The 19,355-nt window shown below is 72.4% G+C and carries 15 protein-coding genes; 8 read left to right on the top strand and 7 right to left on the bottom strand.

Annotated features, from left to right (window positions below; all coding sequences use genetic code 11):
- The first annotated feature begins 41 nt into the window (after positions 1–41).
- The 4 genes from ID574_RS05665 to ID574_RS05650 all read left to right on the top strand — a co-directional run bounded on the left by ID574_RS05665 (position 42) and on the right by ID574_RS05650 (position 5,680).
- Entirely contained in the window at positions 42–1,106 is a 1,065-nt protein-coding gene (locus ID574_RS05665) for a YeiH family protein (protein ID WP_188187657.1), read from the top strand.
- A gap of 109 nt (positions 1,107–1,215) precedes the next feature.
- Entirely contained in the window at positions 1,216–2,142 is a 927-nt protein-coding gene (locus tag ID574_RS05660; RefSeq protein ID WP_188187656.1) for a pseudouridine-5'-phosphate glycosidase, read from the top strand.
- Entirely contained in the window at positions 2,139–3,068 is a 930-nt protein-coding gene (locus tag ID574_RS05655) for a carbohydrate kinase family protein (protein WP_188187655.1), read from the top strand. Before ID574_RS05660 ends, ID574_RS05655 begins: the two co-directional genes overlap by 4 nt.
- Positions 3,069–3,151: 83 nt before the next feature.
- On the top strand, positions 3,152–5,680 hold the full coding sequence (locus tag ID574_RS05650) for a hypothetical protein (RefSeq protein ID WP_188187654.1): 2,529 nt from the start codon (positions 3,152–3,154) through the stop codon (positions 5,678–5,680).
- A 608-nt stretch (positions 5,681–6,288) separates the two neighbouring features.
- On the opposite strand, the gene ID574_RS62245 is transcribed toward ID574_RS05650, so the two are convergent.
- The 7 genes from ID574_RS62245 to ID574_RS05615 all read right to left on the bottom strand — a co-directional run bounded on the left by ID574_RS62245 (position 6,289) and on the right by ID574_RS05615 (position 16,104).
- Complete coding sequence (locus ID574_RS62245) at positions 6,289–9,372, bottom strand: helix-turn-helix transcriptional regulator (protein ID WP_188187653.1); 3,084 nt, start codon at positions 9,370–9,372, stop codon at positions 6,289–6,291.
- Between the two features lie 234 nt (positions 9,373–9,606).
- The gene (locus tag ID574_RS05640) at positions 9,607–9,744 is read right to left on the bottom strand and encodes a hypothetical protein (RefSeq protein WP_188187652.1); all 138 of its coding nucleotides are present in this window, start codon (positions 9,742–9,744) and stop codon (positions 9,607–9,609) included.
- A gap of 73 nt (positions 9,745–9,817) precedes the next feature.
- Complete coding sequence (locus ID574_RS05635; protein ID WP_188187651.1) at positions 9,818–10,252, bottom strand: GNAT family N-acetyltransferase; 435 nt, start codon at positions 10,250–10,252, stop codon at positions 9,818–9,820.
- 45 nt (positions 10,253–10,297) lie between these two features.
- Positions 10,298–11,434 (bottom strand): acyl-CoA dehydrogenase family protein, encoded by a 1,137-nt coding sequence (locus tag ID574_RS05630; RefSeq protein WP_188188305.1) that lies wholly within the window; start codon positions 11,432–11,434, stop codon positions 10,298–10,300.
- A 219-nt stretch (positions 11,435–11,653) separates the two neighbouring features.
- Positions 11,654–12,589 carry a hydroxymethylglutaryl-CoA lyase gene (locus ID574_RS05625; RefSeq protein WP_188187650.1) on the bottom strand — a complete coding sequence of 312 codons (936 nt, stop codon included), beginning with the start codon at positions 12,587–12,589 and terminating at the stop codon, positions 11,654–11,656.
- Entirely contained in the window at positions 12,589–14,529 is a 1,941-nt protein-coding gene (locus ID574_RS05620; RefSeq protein ID WP_188187649.1) for an acetyl/propionyl/methylcrotonyl-CoA carboxylase subunit alpha, read from the bottom strand. The genes ID574_RS05625 and ID574_RS05620 overlap by 1 nt, the downstream gene beginning before the upstream one ends.
- Positions 14,530–14,532: 3 nt before the next feature.
- Positions 14,533–16,104 carry a carboxyl transferase domain-containing protein gene (locus ID574_RS05615; RefSeq protein WP_188187648.1) on the bottom strand — a complete coding sequence of 524 codons (1,572 nt, stop codon included), beginning with the start codon at positions 16,102–16,104 and terminating at the stop codon, positions 14,533–14,535.
- A gap of 61 nt (positions 16,105–16,165) precedes the next feature.
- On the opposite strand from ID574_RS05615, the gene ID574_RS05610 reads away from it, so the two are divergent.
- From ID574_RS05610 to ID574_RS05595, 4 genes are all read left to right on the top strand, one after another.
- A complete protein-coding gene (locus tag ID574_RS05610) occupies positions 16,166–16,765 on the top strand; it encodes an SACE_7040 family transcriptional regulator (protein WP_188187647.1) in 600 nt (199 codons plus the stop codon).
- An 83-nt stretch (positions 16,766–16,848) separates the two neighbouring features.
- Positions 16,849–17,466, top strand: coding sequence for a PadR family transcriptional regulator (locus ID574_RS05605; RefSeq protein WP_188187646.1), 618 nt, complete (start codon positions 16,849–16,851; stop codon positions 17,464–17,466).
- Complete coding sequence (locus ID574_RS05600) at positions 17,467–18,444, top strand: ATP-binding cassette domain-containing protein (protein ID WP_188187645.1); 978 nt, start codon at positions 17,467–17,469, stop codon at positions 18,442–18,444.
- Positions 18,445–18,447: 3 nt separating this feature from the next.
- Entirely contained in the window at positions 18,448–19,308 is an 861-nt protein-coding gene (locus ID574_RS05595) for an ABC transporter permease (protein WP_188187644.1), read from the top strand.
- The last annotated feature ends 47 nt before the right edge of the window (positions 19,309–19,355 follow it).

Here is a 19,355-nt window from a genome sequence, read left to right as displayed (position 1 = left end):
CGCCCACGGCGAGGTCCAGAGGCGAGAGGCCTCGTGATGGAGTGCCCGGCCTTGGCACATCCGGCCCCGGGGTGGCGGTGGCGGCGGTGGCGACCGTGGGGGCACTGATCGTCAACCAATTCCTTCCGGCGCTCAGCCCCGCCGTGATAGCGGTGGTCTGCGGCGCGGCGCTGGCCAACCTCGCCGGGATCCCCGGACGGCTCGCGCCCGGGCTGGCGTTCGTCTCCAGGCGGGTGCTGCGGGTGGCGATCGCCCTGCTCGGCCTGCAGATCGCGGTGCCGGAGGTGCTGGCCCTGGGCTGGCAGACCCTGGCCGTCGTGGCCGTGGCGACCGGCGTCACGTTCGCGGTGACGCCGCGGATCGGCCGCGCGCTCGGCCTCACCCCCGGCACGTCGCTGCTGGTCGCCACAGGGGTGTCCATCTGCGGCGCGGCGGCCGTCGCCGCGATGCGGGAGGCCGCGCCCACGTGCGATGACGACGACGCGGCGAACGCGCTCAGCGTCGTCGTCCTGTACGGCACCGCCGCCGTCGTGCTGATGCCCGTCCTGGCGTCCCTCCTGGGCCTGTCGCCCACCCAGCTCACCGTGTGGGCCGGTGCCGCCGTGCACGAGGTCGCCCAGGTGGCCGCGATCGGCGCCGCCTCCGGTGTCCTGGCGGGCGCCGTGACGGTCAAGCTAGCCCGCGTCGTCCTGCTCGCCCCCATGGTCGCCCTGGTGTCCCACCGCCACCGCCGACTCCCGATGCATGCCGCCCCTCCCCACGGCAGCCCCACGAGCGCAACCAGCCCTGCGCGGAGCCGCCCCACCGCCCCTCTTCACGGCCACTTGCCCGATGGTGTCCGGGGCAAGAGGCCGGCGGTCGTGCCGATGTTCGTGGCGGCGTTCCTGGCCATGGTGGCGTTGCGCAGCACCGGATGGGTCCCATCGGCCCTCACCGACGCGGTGCCGCACGTGACGGGGGCGCTGACGGCGGCCGCCATGTTCGGCCTGGGAACCGGCATCGACGTGCGGAACCTGGTCAAGGGCGGCAGGGCCGTGCTGCTCGGCGGCATCGCCACGGGCCTCATCGCCGCCGTCTCACTGGCCGGTGCGGCATTCCTCGTGTGATCATCGAATAGCTGGCCGTCGCTGGGCGCCCGTAATGGAACAAATGCCGTAAAATTCGCCGTTCCCCCGAAACGGGGCCCAGGACCACTCAAGGAGTACGAAACCCGCCATGCGCAGCACCGCCGACTCGATCCTCCAGCCGTCCGACGAGGTAGCCGAGGCCCTGGCCAGTGGCGCGCCGGTCGTGGCGCTGGAGTCCACGATCATCTCCCACGGGCTGCCGCAGCCGCGCAACCTGGAGGTGGCGCGGGAGCTGGAGGAGGTCGTACGGGCCGCCGGAGCCGTGCCGGCCACGATCGCCGTGCTGGACGGCGTGCCGAGGATCGGCCTGAACGAGGTGGAGCTGGAGCGCATCGCGACCGAGTCGGGGCTGCGCAAGCTCGGCCAGCGCGACCTGCCCGTGGCGGCGGCGCTCAAGGCCAGCGGCGCGACCACCGTGTCGGCCACGTCGTTCCTGGCCGCCCGCGCCGGGATCCGCATCTTCGCGACCGGTGGGCTCGGCGGCGTGCACCGGGGCTGGACCGAGGACCAGGACGAGTCCGCCGACCTGGACACGCTCGCCCGTACCCGCATCACGGTGGTGTGCGCGGGCGTGAAGTCGATCCTGGACGTGCCGGCGACGCTGCAGCGCCTGGAGACCAGGGGCGTGAGCGTGGTCGGCTACCGTACCGACACCTTCCCCGGCTTCTACCTGCACTCCTCCGGCCAGCCGATCGACTGGCGGATCGAGTCGCCCGGCGAGGCGGCGGACATCATGCGCGGCCAGGACGCGCTCGGCGGCCAGGAGACCGCGTTGATCGTCGCCAACCCGGTGCCCGAGGACCGGCAGCTCGACCCCGAGCTGCACGACCGCGTGCTGGCCGAGGCGCTGGCCGCCGCGGAGCGCGAGGGCGTCAAGGGACAGGCGATCACCCCGTTCCTGCTGGGCTACCTGGTCGACGGCACCGGCGGCGCCTCCCTGGAGGCGAACCTGGCCGCCGTCCGCGGCAACACCGCCCTGGCGGCCCAGATCGCCCTGCGGTGGGCCCGCTCGTGACCGACCGCGGCCTCCTGGTCATCGGTGACGTGGTCACCGATGTGGTGGCATTGCATGGTTCGCCGGTCATGTCGGGCACCGACACGGCCGCCGACATCGTGCTGCGTCCCGGCGGCTCCGGCGCGAACACCGCCGCCTGGGCCGCCCACCTCGGCGCCGACGCCCGCCTGCTGGCCAGACTCGGTTACGACAGCAGCGACTGGCACACCGCCGAACTGGTCAAGGCAGGAGTACGCCCGCACGTGACGGTGGATCACGACCACCCCACGGCGGTCGTGATCGCGATGGTGGACAAGAGCGGCGAACGTTCGATGCTCACCAACCGCGGTGCGGGCGGCCTGATCTCGGAGGACGACTGGGACCCCGCGCTGCTGGACGGCGTGAGCCGGCTCCACCTGTCCGGGTACGTGCTGTTCGCCGAATCCGGCCTGCGTCTGGCCCGGGCCGCGATGGCGGACGCGGCGGCCGCGGGCGTGGCGATCAGCGTCGACCCCGCCTCCACCGGGCCGCTGCGCGACTTCGGCGTTGAACGTTTCATCCGCGAGAGCGCCCCCGCCGACCTCGTCATCCCGAACCTCGACGAGGCCCTCCTGCTCAGCGGCGCCACGACGGCGGAGCGCGCCGCCGAACTGCTGAGTGAGAGATATGGCACATCGGTCGTGAAACTGGGCGCCACAGGCGCGCTGGCCGCGGTGGACGGAGCGGTCGTGGCCCGGGCTGCGGGCGTGCCCGCCGACGTTCTAGACTCGACCGGAGCAGGTGACGCGTTCGCGGCCGGGTTTCTCACAGCAAGCTTGCAGGGTGCCCGCGTCGACGCCGCTCTGGGGGCAGGTTGCCGTACAGGTGCTGAATGTGTGGCCCAGGTGGGCGGCCGTCCACGGTACGGTTTGGATCTGAACCGTCTTTACCCTATTCACACTGATTGATAGCTTGCCGCGTAGGCTGCACCATTAGCCACATGCGTTACGGGCAGCACCACGCGGCTCACTGGGGAGGATAAGGTCCGCCGATGGAAGTCGAGTCATCGATCTGCCTGAGCGACCTAGTCCCTGCTCTGCGCTGGAGCCGACCGCAGCAGGTGGCCGAGGCGCTGGGCGATCCGCGCCTGCCCGCGGGGTGGTGGTCCTCGCTCCCGCTGTCGAAGGCACTCGGCATGGCCGGTCTCGACTGGGTCTGCGAACGCCTGGCCCGGCTGGCCTCCTCCCGCTGGGATCACCTGCCCCTGGCCGATCTGCTTCCCGCGCTGACGGTCCACCACACGGATCCGGCGCTGCCCGGCTGGCCGGAGGCCACCCGTATCGCGGTCACCGGGCTCGGCGGCTGGCAGCGGCTGCGCCGCCTGTCCCCCAGCGATCTCAGCACGCCGTCGGCCACGCCCGAAGTGGTGATGGGGTCCGTCTTCCGCGAGATCCTCAGCCGCATCCCGGCCCAGCGCGAGGCCCCGCAGGCGGATCACCCTGAGGTGACGCGCCCCCTGCAGCGCGGCACGGTCCCCGCCGCCTCGCCGGACGAGGCGAGGGGCACCGGTCCGTTCCCCGTCCAGCCCGCGACCGCGCCGCCCCAGACCGGCTCCTTCGCCGCACAGAACGGCCTTATGGCCGCCGCCCAGAGCGGCCCGCCGGCCACCGCCCCGAGCGGTCCGTCGCCCGCCACGCCGAGCGGCTCACCGTCCGCCACGCCGGGTGGTCCGCTGCCTGTCGGGCAGAGCGGTCCTCCGGCCGGCGCACAGAGCGGTCCGCAGGCTGCCGCGTCCCATGGCGAAGGTCCCTCCGGCGCGCCGGCGGAGGGCGCCGGCCAGCAGCGGCAAACCGGCCCGTTCGGCGCGCCCGCGCAGGGTGACAGCGGGCCGCACCGCCAGACCGGCTCCTTCCCCGACCAGCCACAGCGTCAGACCGGGGCGTTCCCCGCTCAGGCCGCGGACGCCGGCTCCCAGCGCCAGACGGGCTCGTTCCCCGCACAGCCATCGCCGGACAGCGGCTCCCAGCGCGCGACCGGCTCGTTCCCCGCGCAACCGGCGGACGGCGCCACGCAGCGCCTGCCCGGGCCGTTCGCGGGGCAACCGGAGAGCGGCCCGCAGCGGCAGACGGGGCCGCTCCCGGCGCCGGGCGGAGACAGCGGACCCCACCGCCAGGCCGGGCCGTCGCCCGCGCAGAGCGGTCCGTTCTCCGCGCAGCCGTCGGGTGACGGCCCGCGGCAGGGTTTCGCGGGCGAGGGCCTCCCCCAGCGTCCCGCCCCCGGCCAGGCCGGACGCCTCCCACAGCGCCCGGCGGACCCGCAGCCAGGACGCCCCGACACCGGCTCCTTGCCAAGCGGTCCGGCCCTCGGCGCTCCGCTCCCCGGCGGCTCGACCCCGGGCGGACCTCTCCCTGGCGGCCCGAGCACCGGGTCGATCCCGGCCATCCCCGCCCTCCCCGGCGCGAACGGCTCCACGAGCAGCACGGGAACGCCCGCGTACCCGTCAGGGTCCGGCCCCGTGCCGTCCGACACCGACCACGCCATGGTCCGCGTCGTGGACAATCTGTTCCGCAGCCTCAACAAGCTCGAATTGTCCGTGGCCGTGCACCGGCTCTTCGCTGAGGACCCGGTCAGCCTGCGTACGCTCGCGCACAAGATGCTGGTCGAGAAGGAGGCCCTGTCCCAGGCGCAGCGCACCGCCGAGGAACGCGTGCTGCAGTGGCTCCGCTCGTCGGAGTCCGCCCCGGTCACCGGGCACATGTTCCGCCTGACCGAGTGGCTCGGCGCGGCCGCCACGGAGGACCAGCTCATCGGCGCCGACCCGGCCCACCCCGTGACGGTCCCCTCGCTGCGTACGCCGCTGTGGCGGGTGCTGGTGACGCTCATGCCCGACCGCAGGCTCCAGGACGGCTGGCTGGTGGTGGGCGACCTCCACCGTCTGCAGGCCCGTACGAGGCAGCTCCTGGCGGCGAGCCCGCCCGACGCCGACGTCGTGGAGCTCATGGCCGAGCTGGGCATCCGCGCCCATTCGGCCCAGGCGTGGCTCGACGCGCTGCCTCCCGAGACCGCCTCCGATCCGGTGAGCTCGGCTCCGTCGCCGTCCCAGCCGCTGCCCCGCCGCACGCCGGGGGCCAACGGCCACCATCACCGGGGCGGCCAGCCCATCCCGCCCGTGGCGACCAGCTCGATCGACCCGTCGGCCGCGCTGGCGACGCTGTCGGCGCTGTCCGGCGGCCGCTCGGGCATGCTGCCCGTGGCAGGCACCCCGGCCACGCCGCCCCCGCCATTGCCGAGCCCGTCCTCGGACCCGCGCCGCTGGCAGCGCATCGAGGTCACCCCCGAGCACCTGCGCGGGGGTCCGGTGCCGGTGCCGGAGGGGTACGCGGCCCAGCTCGGCATGCGGCCCGGCACGCTGCTGTCGGTCACGGGCCCGGGCGACAACGCCATCGTCCTGGTCTGGCAGGGCCACCAGCCCGTCTTCGACTCCCTCCAGCCGGTGCTGATGCGCCTGAATGCCCGGCCGGGCGACCAGGTGTACGTCACGGTGGACGGCTACCGCCTCGAGGCCCAGCTCACCGCCTGACCCCGGCGAACAAGCCCGGCGCCGAAGCACTCCTGGGGCCGCTGCCACGTCACACGGCCGACGACGACGCCAGCCCGTCGACGCAGTCCGACACCGGTCAAGCCGAAGACCAGCCGGCGGCCGCGGTGAGCGAACCCGACGCCGCCCAGGAAGCGGCAGCGGCCAGGTCGCGACGGCGCTGGCGAATGAGTCGGCGCTGGACGAGCCCCGAGGCCTATGCGGGACATCGCCGCGGCCCAGGCGCGAAGCCCGCGCAGGACACGTACTCGGCGGCCGTGGTGAGAGCCGGCCTCGTGGCGGGTCTCACCACCGTGACGAGCCCCAGTACCGTGACGAGTCCCAGCACCGTGAGGAGGCTCAGTGCCGTGACGAGGCTCAGCGCCGCGGCCAGTCCAGCGCCGTAGCCAGTCCAGCGCCGTAGCCAGTCCAGCGCCGTAGCCAGTCCAGCGCCGTAGCCGGCCCAGCGCCGTAGCCGGCCCAGCGCCGTAGCCGGCCCAGCGCCGTAGCCGAGCCCAGACCGACGGTTCGGCGACCAGCGACAAGCGGCATGAGGGCCGGGGCGGACGACGCCCGACTTGGCGCCGCAGTAAGTGACGGCGGCGGGTGTATTACAGGGTGTCGTCGAACAGGCGGAGGCGGTGGGCCATCGCGGCGGCTTCGCCTCGGGTGGCGGCGCCGAGCTTGGCCAGGATGTTCGACACGTGCACGCTCACCGTCTTCACCGAGATGAACAGCGCCTCGGCGATCTCCCGGTTGCTCCGCCCATTGGTGACCTCGCGCAGCACCTCCAGCTCCCGAGCCGTCAACCCCAGCGACTGCCCGTCCCCGGCATCCTCGGACCCGCCGATCCGGGCCCGCCGCCCGAAGACGTCGAGCTGCTCCAGCAGCGGCGTGGCGCCGAGCCGTCCGGCGAGCTCCCGCGCCCGTCCCAACCGCACAGCCGCCCCCTGCCGGTCACCGGCCGTCAGCGCCGCCTGCGCCCCGCCCACCAGGCTCGTGGCCTCCGCGTACGGCTGCCGCAGCCCCACCCACGCCTCTGTCGCCAGATCCCACGCCTTGACCTGGTACGCGACCAGCGTGGCAGCATCGTCGATCGCCGCCTCCGGCCCCATCAGCGCGGCGAACGTGAGCCGCTGCGCCTGCTGCAGATCGCCCTCGACCCCGAGCTCCTGCCCCAGCGCCCGAAGCTGCGGCAACAGGGAGAGGCCGAGCCGGGCGAGTGCGCCGGGAGGCTGGCCGGCTGATCCGGGAGGCCGGCCCACCGAGCCGGGGAGCTGGCCAGCCGAGCCGGCAGGATGGCCGGACGTGCCGGAAGGGTGCCCGGACGTGCCGGCGAGCCGGCCGGACGTGTCGGCGGCGGGTCCGAGTCGCAGCCCGGCGGGCACGACGGCGGTCAGGAGGCCGGCGAAGGTGAGCAGCACCGGCCAGGCGTAGCGCGGGGTCGATAGCAGGTCGCGTTCCTCCAGGGCACGGGCCGCCGTCCGCACCGCCTCCTCCACCTGCCCCCGCGCGTGCAGCAGTTTCACTTCCCTGCACAGATGCGGCAGCACGGTCTGATCACGGAACGAACCCCGCGTGAGCACGTGACGCGAGGACGCCAGCAGTTGCTCGGCCCGGTCGAGCTGCCCCCGCGCGAGCGCGATGTCCGTGGCGAACCCCTGCAGGCTGGCCCGGTAGGGCGGGGGCGGCGCGAGGTCGAGCGCGTGCTCGATCACCTCCAGTGCCTCGTCCCACCGGCCCAGCGACACCAGCGGCTCGGCCAGGTTGATCGCCAGGAACGTGCCGGACGTGCGGGCCAGGCCGTAGTGGGCGGCGTTTTCGATGCCGTCGCGGGCCACCTGCGCGGCCCGCTCGTGCCACCCCGCGCCCTCCAGCGCGTCGGACTCGGAGATCGCGCAGCGCATCAGCGCGTTGTACGCATCACTGGCGGCGGCGATGCGGCGCGCCTCGGCGAACGCCTCCAGCTGGGCTTCGACCTCCGCGTAGCCGAAGCGCGCCCAGGTCAAGTTGATCAACGCGTGGGCCTCGACGTTGGCGTCGCCCACCTGGCGGCCGATCTCCCTGGCTTGCTGGGCGGTGGCGATCTTCTCCGGCCAGTCGTCCGCCCCGTGGAGCATGCGCGACAAACTCTCGAGCACCTGCCCGCGCAGTTTGCTGGGCGGCTCGGCGGGCACCAGCTCGGCGGCGCGGCGCAGGTCGTCGACGTGGCCGAGGCGGCCGAGGTCGTAGCGGGTGAGGCCTCGCTGACGCAGCACCACGGCGGTCCTGATCGGGTCGGCCTCGTGATCGAGCTCGGCGAGGGCGGCGCCTGCCAGGGCGATGCTGCGTTCGTACTCGCCGGCTAGGTGGGCGACCGTGGCGATCTGCTTGAGCACGTCGAGCCGGTCGCAGCCGATGCGCTCGGCGGCGTCGGGCACCTGGTCCCACAGCTCCAGGACCCTGGACAACATCCCGAGCTGCTCGTCGTACGCGGTGGACTTGCGTGCCGCGGCGGCCGCGTGCCATGCGCTGACCAGCGCCCAGGTGGAGTCGTGAGCCGAGTGCCAGTGGTGGGCCAGCTCGATCGCGCCGCGCGGGGCCGGCAGGATCGACAGGTCGCGCTCCAGGGCCTCGGCGTAGCGGGTGTGCAGGCGGGTGTGCTCGCCGGGCAGCAGGTCGTCGTGGAGGGCTTCGCGGATGAGCGCGTGTCTGAAGCTGTAGCCCTCGCCGTCGACGACCAGCACGTTGCCCGCCACGGCGGGCCGCAGCGCGCGGGAGAGCGCGGCCTCGTCGAGCCCGGCCACGGCGGAGAGCAGGTCGTGCTCGATGCGCTGCCCGCCCGCGCTGGCCACCCGCAACAGCTCCTGCGTCTCGTCGGGGAGCCGCTCGACACTGGCGAGCAGCAGGTCGCGCAGCGACTCGGGCAGCGCGTCACCGCCGCCGCCCTCGCTGAGCAGCGCCTCGACGAACAGCGGGTTTCCCTCGCTGCGGGCGTAGATCAGGTCCATGTCGGCGGGGGACGGCTCCCGCTCCAGGATGCCGGTCGCCTGGGCGACGGCCTCCTTGCGGGTGAGCCTGCGCAGGTCGGCCCTGACCACCCACTCCACCCGGCCCAGCTCGGCCAGCATCGGCCGCAGCGGGTGGGTGCGGTGCAGCTCGTCGGTGCGGTAGGTCACCACGATCAGCAGCCGCCCCGCGGTGCGCTGGTAACGGACCAGGAAGGACAGCAGGTCGCGGGTGGACCGGTCGGCCCAGTGGGCGTCCTCGACCACCAGCACGACCGGGCACTCTTCGGCCAGCCGCTCCAGCAGCCCGAGCACGAGCTCGAACAGCCGCGCCCTGGCCTCAGGGCCGTCCTTGCCCGGCTCGCCGAACTCGGGCAGCAGCCGCGCCAGGCCGCGGGTCGCACCCCCGGGCACGAGCGCCGCCACCCTGTCGCGGCCCGGCTCGCGCACGAGCGCGCGCAGCACGGCGGTGAAGGGCGCGAACGGCAGGCCCTCCGTGCCCAGCTCCAGACAGCCTCCGACGAGCACCCTGGCGTCGTCGGCCCGATCGGCGAACTCGCCGACCAGCCGCGTCTTGCCCACCCCGGCCTCGCCGCCGACGAGCACGGTGGACGGCATCCCGGCACGCGCCCTGGTCAGCGCGTCGCCGAGCACGGCGAGCTCGCGGGCGCGCCCGACGAACCGGGGGCTGACGGCGTGGATACTCACGTACGCAAGGATGCCATCCGCAGGCGACAAGAAACTCCGGCCGGTGCCGGCTCCCCGGGGTCCGTGCTCCCGCGCGGCCCCGAAAGCGCCACGCGCCACACACCCCTGCGCCATGCAGCCTGCGCCAAGCGCCGCCCACCCCCCTGCGCCACGCCGCACGCCCTATCCCCCGCCTGGCACGGGTCGGCGCTGCTGTCGCCAGAGGGCGGGCCTCCCGGCGGGCGCCGCTGATTTTCAGCGCACGGACAGGCCGACGGAGAGCCGGCCGCAGGAGGCCGGGCGGACCGCCGCCGGACGCCGGCCGGAGCGCCGGTGGCCGGATGGATGGGGCGGCTTGAGGACGGGCAGGCCGCCGGGCGCGACGTCGCTCATTCTGATGAAGGCACGAACGAGCGGCATGTGCGGAAAGAAGCTCGCACAGGGCCTTGGAGAACCGGGGAGGAGGCTAGCGCAGGACCTTGCGGAAGAAGGTGGCCGAGGCCTCGTAGCCGAGCGCGTGGTAGAACTCGGGCGCTCGCCGGGTCGCCATGGCCACGTAGCCCGCCTCTCGCGTGCGGGCCCACCGTTCGAACTCCTCCAGCAGCGCCCGCCCGATCCCCTGCCGCCGCGCCCCCGACTGGACCATGGCCTCCTCGACCCAGGCGACGGGCCCGTTGGCGAACAGCGTCAAATGGACGAACCCCAGCAGATAGCCACGGACCCGCCCCTCCATGACGGCCGCGAGCAGCAGGGCGTCGTCGTTCGCCAGCAGCTCGGGCAGGGCGGCGTCGAAGGCCTGGCGCTCGGGCCGGAACGTCAGACCGAAGTCGCGCGCCAACGCGAACACCTCGTCCGCGTCCGCCTTCTCCGCCCTCCTGATGAGAAGATCGTCAGCCGTCATGAGCAATGACACTAGATCGTGCGACCTGCGCTGCGCAAACACCGTTCACAATTCCCCCAGGCCCAGCTGGCGGGCGATGAGCATGCGCTGGACCTCGCTCGTGCCCTCGCCGATCTCCAGGATCTTGGCGTCGCGGTAGAAGCGGCCGACGGGGAACTCGTTCATGAAGCCGTACCCGCCGAACACCTGCGTGGCGTCCCGTGCGTTGTCCATGGCGGCGTTGGAGGCGACCAGCTTGGCGATCGCGGCCTCCTTCTTGAACGGCATCCCGGCGAGCATGCGCTCGGCCGCGTGGTAGTAGGCCAGGCGGGCGGTGTGCGCCCGCGCCTCCATGTCCGCGATCTTGAACTGGATGGCCTGGTAGTGGCCGATCGGATGGCCGAAGGCCCGCCGGTCCCTGACGTACTTCAGGCATTCGTCCACGCAGCCCTGGGCCAGGCCCACGCTGACGGCGGCGATCGCGACGCGGCCCTCGTCCAGCGTCTGGAGGAACTGCGCGTAGCCGCGGCCGCGCTCGCCGAGGAGATTCGCGGCGGGCACGCGGCAGTCGGTGAAGGACAGCTCGCGGGTGTCTGAAGCGTTCCACCCGACCTTGGAGTACTTCTTGGACACCGTGAAGCCGGGGGTGCCACTGGGCACGAGGATCGTGGAGATCTCGCGCTCGCCGGTGAGGGCGGCCACGCCGACGACGGCGGTGATGTCAGTGCCGGAGTTCGTGATGAACGCCTTCGTGCCGTTGATCACCCATTCGGCGCCGTCGAGCACGGCCGTGGTCCGCATGCCGCCCGGCACGTCCGTCCCGCCGCCGGGCTCGGTCAGGCCGAATGCGCCCAGCTCGGCGCCGGAGGTGAGCCGGGGCAGCCAGTGCGCCTTCTGCTCCTCGGTCCCGAACCGGTAGATCGGCATCGCGCCCAGCGACACCGCGGCCTCCAGGGTGATCGACACGCTGGAGTCGACGCGGGCCAGCTCCTCCAGCGCCAGGCAGAGGGCGAAGTAGTCGCCGCCCATCCCGCCGTACTCCTCCGGGAACGGCAGGCCGAACAGGCCCATCGCGCCCATCTGCCGCACGATGTCGTACGGGAACTCCTCGCGCTCGTAGTAGTCGCCGATCACGGGCGCGACCACATCGTGGGCGAACGCCCGGACCGTTTTCCGCAGCTCTTCGTACTCGTCCTTGAGCATGTCAGCGTCTCTGATCAGCCTGGTAGTCCTGAGCCGGGAGGGATCCGGCGGCCAGGCCATGCCGATCGCCGTCATGCCCTGGTGCTGAAGGGCTGCGCAAGGCAACCGATGTCGGCCCGTTGGTGCGTGTCCCTCCGGACGCTTGCCCGCCCCGCCCTGAGGTCGGACGGGGGAGGGTGCCCCGCGTCGCCTGGGCACGGGGCGTGTGACCAAGAGTAGTCATTCAATCTCCAATCGCGAGTCTGGTGAGGAGCCTTTCGAGAGGGCCTGTACGACGCGGGATGGGCTGGGCCGGCCAAGCAGCTCCGCCAGCCAGGTGCTGGTGGCCACGAGCTTGCCCAGGTCGAGCCCGGTCTCGATGCCGAGCCCGCGCAGCATCCAGACCAGGTCCTCGGTGGCGAGGTTGCCGGTCGCCGACTCCGCGTACGGGCAGCCGCCGATGCCGCCCGTGGAGGCGTCCACGGTGGTCACGCCCGCCCTCAGCGCGGCCAGGGTGTTGCCGAGCGCCTGGCCGTAGGTGTCGTGGAAGTGCACGGCGAGCCTGTCCGGCGTGCGGAAGGCCCCGATCAGGGCGGTCACGTGGCCGGGCGTGCCCACGCCGATGGTGTCGCCGAGCGACAGCTCGTAGCAGCCGAGCCCGAGCAGCCGCTCCCCCACCGTGACGACCTGCCGGATCGGCGTCGGGCCCTCCCAGGGGTCGCCGAAGCACATCGACACGTACGCCCGCGCCCTGATCCCGTGGTCCAGCGCCCTGGCCACGACCGGCTCGAACATGTCGAACTGGCTCTCCAGGCTCCGGTTGAGGTTCTTGGCCGCGAACGTCTCGGTCGCGCTGGCGAAGATCGCGATCTCGTCCACGCCCAGGGCGAGCGCCCGGTCCAAGCCCCGCACGTTGGGCACCAGCACCGGGTAGCGCACGCCCGGCCTGCGGTGCAGCCTGGTCAGCAGGTCGTCGGCGTCGGCCAGCTGCGGCACCCACTTCGGGTGCACGAAGCTGGTCGCCTCGATCACCTTGTGTCCCGCGTCCGCGAGCCGGTCGATGAACTCGGCCTTGACCTCGACGGGCACGATCGCCTGCTCGTTCTGCAGCCCGTCGCGCGGCCCCACCTCGTAGATCGTGACCTGCTTCGGGAGGCCTTCCATCGGGTACGGCATCACGCCTCCTGGGTGCTCACCACGGCCAGGACGGCGTCCATGTCGACCGGCCTGCCTGCCTCGGCGGGCAGCTCGGTCACGACGCCGTCGCACGGGGCGGTGACCGTGTGCTCCATCTTCATGGCCTCCACGATGACCAGCGGCTGCCCCTCGCTCACCCGCTCGCCGACCTGCGCCTTGACGACGAGGACGGTGCCCGGCATGGGGCTCCTGACCACGCCGTCCGCGGCTCCCGCCGCGCCCGGGCGGTCGCCGGGGTCGCCGATCAGGTGCCGCGTGAACGCCCACGCCCTGCCCTCCCTGCCGAGCCAGAGCGTGTCGGCGTCGCGGACGTGGAGATAGTGCTCGGTGCGCCCGCCGATCGTGACGGCCAGCCCGGCGCCGTCCGTCCGGATGCGGGCTGGGACCTTCTCGCCGTTCAACAGCACTTCGGCCGATTCCTCCGGCAGGCCGCGGACCTGGATCGCGTGCACGCCGTCCCGCGACTCCAGCCGCCAGGTCGTCCACGCGGGCTCGCCGACCCGCCAGCCGTCGGTGATCTCCCACGGGTCGCGGCCCTGCGGCATGGCGTGGAAGACCAGCCCCGCGGCCGCGAGCACCTCGCCGGGCACCTCCACGGCGGGGACCAGGTCGGGGAGCACCCGCTCGACCAGGCCGGTGTCCAGCTCGCCCGCCAGGACGGCCGGGTGGGCGGCGAGGGCGCGCAGGAACGGGACGTTGGTGACCACGCCCAGCACGGCCGTGCCCGCGAGTGCCCGGTCCAGCGCGCGGTACGCCGCCTCCCTGCCCGGCGCCCAGGCGACGACCTTGGAGAGCATCGGGTCGTACTCGCTGCCCACGATCCCGCCCTCGGCCAGCCCGGAGTCCACCCTGGTCCCGGGCGTGCCGGGCTCGCGGAGGAGCAGGACGCGGCCGCCGGTCGGGAGGAAGCCGCGGGCCGGGTCCTCGGCGTACACGCGGGCCTCGACGGCGTGCCCGTCGAGCCGCACGTCCTCCTGGCCGATCGGCAGCCGCTCGCCCGCCGCCACCCGCAACTGCAGCTCCACCAGGTCGAGACCGGTCACCAGCTCCGTGACGGGGTGCTCGACCTGCAGGCGCGTGTTCATCTCCATGAAGTGGTAGGCGCCGGTGGAGCCATCCACGATGAACTCGACCGTGCCCGCGCCGACGTACCCGACCGCGCGGGCGGCCTCCACCGCCGCCGCCCCCATGCGGGCGCGCGTCTCGGGGGTCACGAACGGCGAGGGCGCCTCCTCGATGATCTTCTGGTGCCTGCGTTGCAGGCTGCACTCGCGCTCGCCCAGGTGCACGACGTCGCCGTGGGCGTCGGCCAGGACCTGGATCTCGATGTGGCGGGGGCGCTCGACGTAGCGCTCGACGAGCAGGGTGTCGTCGCCGAACGCCGCCCGCGCCGTACGCCGGGCCGACTCCAGAGCGTCGGGCAGCTCCGCGGCCGAGCGCACCAGCACCATGCCCTTGCCCCCGCCGCCGGCGGACGGTTTGATCAGCGCGGGGAAGTCGCGCCACTCCGTCAGCGCGTCGTCCGGCTCGGCCGCGCCGGGCACCACCGGCACCCCGGCGGCCGACACGGTGGCCTTGGCGCGGATCTTGTCGCCCATCGCCTCGATGGCCTCGGCCGGCGGGCCGACGAAGACCAGCCCGGCCGCCGCGCACCGCCGCGCGAAGGCGCCGTTCTCGGCCAGGAAGCCGTACCCGGGGTGCACGGCCTGCGCCCCACAGTCCTGGGCCGCCCGCACGATCGCCTCGATATCCAGATATGTCGGCACCTCAAGGGCGAGGTCGGCCTCGATCACGTGCCTGGCGCCCGCGTCGGACGCCGTGTGCACGGCCACCGACGTGATGCCGAGCCCGCGCAGCGTGCGGGCGATGCGTACGGCGATCTCGCCTCTGTTGGCGATCAGAACACGGTCGAACAACATGCGTCACATCCGGAAGACGCCGTAGCCGGCGGGCTCGAGCGGCGCGTTGGCCGCCGCGGACAGCGCCAGGCCCAGGACGGTGCGGGTGTCGAGCGGGTCGATCACGCCGTCGTCCCAGAGCCTGGCCGTGGAGTAGTACGGGTTCCCCTGGTGCTCGTACTGCGCCCTGATCGCGTCGGCGTCGGCGTTGCCGACGGTCGTGAGCACGTTCGCGGCCTGCTCACCGCCCATGACGGAGATGCGGGCGTTCGGCCACATCCACAGGAACCTGGGAGAGTACGCCCGCCCGGCCATCGCGTAGTTCCCCGCCCCGAACGAGCCACCGATCACGACCGTGAACTTGGGCACCCGCGCGCAGGAGACAGCGGTGACCATCTTGGCACCGTGCTTGGCGATGCCGCCCGCCTCGTAGGCCTTGCCGACCATGAAGCCGCTGATGTTCTGCAGGAACACCAGGGGGATGCGGCGCTGGTCGCACAGCTCGATGAAGTGGGCGCCCTTCATCGCCGACTCGCTGAACAGGATGCCGTTGTTGGCCACGATCCCCACCGGGTGGCCGTGCAGGTGGGCGAAGCCGGTGACGAGCGTCGGGCCGTATTCGGCCTTGAACTCCAGGAAGCGCGAGCCGTCCACGATCCTGGCGATCACCTCGTGCACGTCGTACGGCTGGCGGGTGTCGCCGGGCACGATGCCGTACAGGTCGCGCGGGTCGTGCCGGGGCGGCTCCGGGTCGATCGTCTCCCAGGGACGCGGCGGGCGCGGCGCGAGCGTGGAGACGATGTCGCGGACGATGGCGAGGGCGTGGGCGTCGTCCTCGGCGAGGTGATCGGTGACGCCGCTGACCCGGGAGTGCAGGTCGCCGCCGCCGAGCTCCTCGGCCGTGACCTCCTCTCCGGTGGCCGCCTTCACCAGCGGCGGGCCGCCCAGGAAGATCGTGCCCTGGCCGCGCACGATGACGGCCTCGTCGCTCATCGCGGGCACGTACGCGCCGCCCGCGGTGCAGGAGCCGAGCACGGCGGCGATCTGCGGGATGCCGCGGGCCGACATCGTGGCCTGGTTGTAGAAGATGCGGCCGAAGTGCTCGCGGTCGGGGAACACCTCGTCCTGCTTGGGCAGGAACGCTCCACCGGAGTCGACGAGGTAGACGCAGGGCAGCCGGTTGTGCAGGGCCACCTCCTGCGCGCGCAGGTGCTTCTTGACGGTGATGGGGTAGTACGTGCCGCCCTTGACGGTCGCGTCGTTGGCCACGATCACGCACTCGCGGCCCGAGACCCGGCCGACCCCGGTGATGATCCCCGCGGCCGGCGCCTGGTCGTCGTAGAGGCCGTTCGCGGCCAGCGGCGACAGCTCCAGGAAGCGGGAGCCGGGGTCGAGCAGGCCGTCGACCCGGTCGCGCGGCAGGAGCTTGCCCCGCTCCACGTGCCGCTGCCGCGACCGCTCCGGGCCGCCGAGCGCGGCGACGGCGAGGCGTTCGAGCAGCTCAGCGGCGAGCCGCTCGTTGAGCTCGGCGTTGCGTTTGTACGCCGCGCTCCCCCGGTCGGCCACCGACGTCAGCACCGGCCAGTCGCTGCTCATGAGTGCCCTCTCATGGCACGAATGTTAGTCATCATTAACCTAAGCGTCTAGTATGTGAGACGTGACCACGGCCTCTGCCACCTCTACCCGGAATCGGCGCAACAGGCGCGCGGAAATCCTGGAGGCGGCCGCCCGCCTGTTCGCGGCGCGCGGCTTCCACGGCGTCTCGATCGAGGACATCGGCGGCGCGGTCGGCGTCTCCGGTCCCGCGCTCTACCGCCACTTCAGCGGCAAGGACGCGCTGCTCGCCGAGATGCTGCTGGACATCAGCTCGCGGCTGCGCGAGTCGGCCGTCGCGGTCGCCACCTCGTCCCCGGACCCGCGGCAGACCCTCGACGCGCTGCTCGACGTGCAGATCAGGTTCGCCACCGAGCAGCCGGCGCTGATCATCGTGCACGACAGGGAGCTCGGCAACGTGCCCGAGCCGCAACGGCGGCGGATCAGACGGCTGCAGCGGCTCTACGTGGAGGAGTGGGTGACCGTGCTGGCCGAGCTGCATCCGGCGTGCCCGGCCGCCCGGCTGCGCGCGGCCACCCACGCCGTCTTCGGCCTGCTCAACTCGACCCCGCACAGCGCGGGCGAGCTGCCGGGGCAGGAGATGCGGCCGCTGCTGCACGCGATGGCCAGGGCGGCGATCGACGCCGCTGTTAACGCTCGCTAACAAAGGCCTCTATGCCAGAAATGCCCTTGCTGCCCCAACTATCTAGATATATCGTCAAGATATCTCGATAGTTGGAGGTCGTCATGCAGGACCCGGACTTCTGGGATGCCACTCCCCCGCCGCCACCGCCCCCGTTCCCTCCGGGACCGCCGGGTGCGCCGGGCGGGCCCGCCACGTTCGCCGGGCCGCCGTTCGCGGGCTCGCCGCCGTTTCCGCCGGGGCCGGGCTTCGGCACGGTGGTCCACTGGGATACGCCCGCGCCGCGCGTGCGCCGCGGCGACGTCAGGGCGGCCCTGCTGGCACTGCTCCACGAGGGGCCGCAGAACGGCTACCAGATGATCCAGGGCATCGAGGAGCGCAGCCGCGGCGTCTGGCGGCCCAGCCCCGGCTCGGTCTATCCGGCGCTCCAGCAGCTCGAGGACGAGGGCCTGGTGACGGCCGACGAGTCGGGCGGCAGCCGCACGTACCAGCTCACCGAGCAGGGCCGTGAGCAGGCCGCCAGGCACGCCGGCGAGGCGCCGTGGGAGGAGGTCGCCCGCACGGTGCCGGACGCCCACCACGAGCTGCGCCTGCTGTGGGCGCAGCTCAACGATGCCTTCGCCCACCTCGTGCGCACGGCCAGCGACCGGCAGGTCGAGGAGGCCAAGAAGCTGATCAGGCAGACCCGTAAGTCCGTTTTCCAGATCCTGGCGGAGGACTGAATGGCCGGAGAGTCAGCGGTCGCCGTACGGGGCCTGCGGAAGTCGTACGGCAAGGTCGAGGCCGTCAAGGGCGTCGCCTTCGAGGTGCGGCCCGGCGAGGTGTTCGGTTTCCTCGGGCCGAACGGCGCCGGCAAGACCACCACCATCAGCATGCTCTGCACCCTGGTCAACCCGACGGGCGGCAGCGCCACCGTGGCCGGGTACGACGTGGTGCGCGAGCGCGACGAGGTCCGCAGGAACATCGGCCTGGTCTTCCAGGACCCCACACTCGACGGCTACCTGAGCGCCGAGCAGAACCTGCGTTTCCACGCCGAGCTGTACGGCGTGCCGAAGAGCGTGGTCGGCGACCGGATCCGCCAGGTGATGGAGATGGTCGCGCTCTGGGACCGCAAGGACGCCAAGGTCATGACGTTCTCCGGCGGCATGAAGCGGCGGCTGGAGATCGCCCGCGGCCTGCTGCACTCGCCGCGCGTGCTGTTCCTCGACGAGCCGACGGTCGGGCTCGACCCGCAGACCCGGGCGGCCATCTGGGGCTACATCAACCAGCTGCGGCTCATGGAGGACATCACCATCTTCATGACCACGCACTACATGGACGAGGCCGAGTACTGCGACCGGATCGCGATCATCGACCACGGGGAGGTCGTGGTCATCGACTCCCCCGAGGCGCTGAAGGCCAGCGTCGGCAAGGACCGCGTGCAGATCCACACCGACGACGACGCCAAGGCGATCGAGGCGTTGCGGGAGCGGTTCGGGCTGGAGGCGGCCGTGCGCGAGGGGGCGGTGACGTTCGCGGTGGCCTCCGGCGAGGAGTTCGTGCCCAAGCTGTTCGCCGGCCTTGGCATGCCGATCAAGTCGGTGAGCGTGTCGCGGCCGTCCCTGGACGACGTCTTCATGTCGTACACCGGCTCCACGATCCGCGACGCCGAGGCCGAGAACGGCAACATGGCGTTCATGCGAGCGATGGCGAGGCGATGAGCGATGGCCGCCGACTCTGCCGCGATCAGCGTCCGGGTGCCCGCGCGTGGCGCCGGGCACGACCTGCGGGCGATCAAGATCGTGCTCCATCGGGAGATCCTGCGCTTCGTCAACGACCGCACCCGGATGCTGTCCATGCTGGTGCAGCCCGTGCTGTGGCTCTTCGTCATGGGCACCGGGCTGGGGTCGCTGGTGCAGGGCTCGATCCCGGGGATCGACTTCCGCACGTTCATGTACCCCGGCATGATCTCCATGACGGTGATCATGACGGGCATGTTCTCGGCCGGGTCCATCGTGTGGGACCGCGAGTTCGGCTTCCTGCGGGAGATGCTGGTCGCGCCCGTCTCACGCGGGGCGATCGTGGTCGGCAAGTGCCTGGGCGGCGCCCTCGTGGCCACCGCGCAGGGCGTTATCATCCTCGCCATGGCGGGGCTGGTGGGAGTCCCCTACTCGCCCGGGCTGATGATCACGCTGCTGGCGGAGATGTTCCTGGCCGCCTTCACGATCACCGCCTTCGGGGTGATGCTGGCCGCGCGGATGAAGAACATGCAGACGTTCTTCGGACTCGTTCAAATGGCAGTGATGCCCATGATCTTTTTGAGCGGCGCAATGTTCCCGCTAGCGAACCTTCCGGGCTGGCTGCACACACTCACCGTAGTCAACCCCATGACCTACGCTGTGGATCCGATGCGGCAAGCCATCTTCGCTCACATCGAGACACCACCGCAGGTCAGCGCCATGCTTAACCCCGGAGTGACCTGGTTCGGCTGGCAGGTGCCGGTGCTTCTGGAGGTCGGCATCGTCGGCGCGCTCGGCCTGATACTACTCTCCGTATCCATCGCCCAATTCCGGCGGGCAGAGTAAATCCGGGGTCTCGTGTACCCTCTCCTCAAGGTCGGCCAATGACGGGT

The sequence above is a fragment of the Nonomuraea sp. SYSU D8015 genome, assembly GCF_008065375.1.
Taxonomy (GTDB): Bacteria; Actinomycetota; Actinomycetes; order Streptosporangiales; family Streptosporangiaceae; genus Nonomuraea.
Note: the sequence above shows the minus strand (reverse complement) of the source record. Positions and strands in the feature narration are given on the sequence as shown.

What these genes read in the sequence shown, in the direction of transcription:
- ID574_RS05630 (WP_188188305.1), bottom strand. Translation starts at nt 11,434, where the DNA reads ATGCTCAAGGACGAGTACGAAGAGCTGCGGAAAACGGTCCGGGCGTTC.
- ID574_RS05605 (WP_188187646.1), top strand. Translation starts at nt 16,849, where the DNA reads ATGCAGGACCCGGACTTCTGGGATGCCACTCCCCCGCCGCCACCGCCC.
- ID574_RS05625 (WP_188187650.1), bottom strand. Translation starts at nt 12,589, where the DNA reads ATGCCGTACCCGATGGAAGGCCTCCCGAAGCAGGTCACGATCTACGAG.
- ID574_RS05640 (WP_188187652.1), bottom strand. Translation starts at nt 9,744, where the DNA reads ATGAGCGACGTCGCGCCCGGCGGCCTGCCCGTCCTCAAGCCGCCCCAT.
- ID574_RS05615 (WP_188187648.1), bottom strand. Translation starts at nt 16,104, where the DNA reads ATGAGCAGCGACTGGCCGGTGCTGACGTCGGTGGCCGACCGGGGGAGC.
- ID574_RS05660 (WP_188187656.1), top strand. Translation starts at nt 1,216, where the DNA reads ATGCGCAGCACCGCCGACTCGATCCTCCAGCCGTCCGACGAGGTAGCC.
- ID574_RS05600 (WP_188187645.1), top strand. Translation starts at nt 17,467, where the DNA reads ATGGCCGGAGAGTCAGCGGTCGCCGTACGGGGCCTGCGGAAGTCGTAC.
- ID574_RS05620 (WP_188187649.1), bottom strand. Translation starts at nt 14,529, where the DNA reads ATGTTGTTCGACCGTGTTCTGATCGCCAACAGAGGCGAGATCGCCGTA.
- ID574_RS05650 (WP_188187654.1), top strand. Translation starts at nt 3,152, where the DNA reads ATGGAAGTCGAGTCATCGATCTGCCTGAGCGACCTAGTCCCTGCTCTG.
- ID574_RS05595 (WP_188187644.1), top strand. Translation starts at nt 18,448, where the DNA reads ATGGCCGCCGACTCTGCCGCGATCAGCGTCCGGGTGCCCGCGCGTGGC.
- ID574_RS05635 (WP_188187651.1), bottom strand. Translation starts at nt 10,252, where the DNA reads ATGACGGCTGACGATCTTCTCATCAGGAGGGCGGAGAAGGCGGACGCG.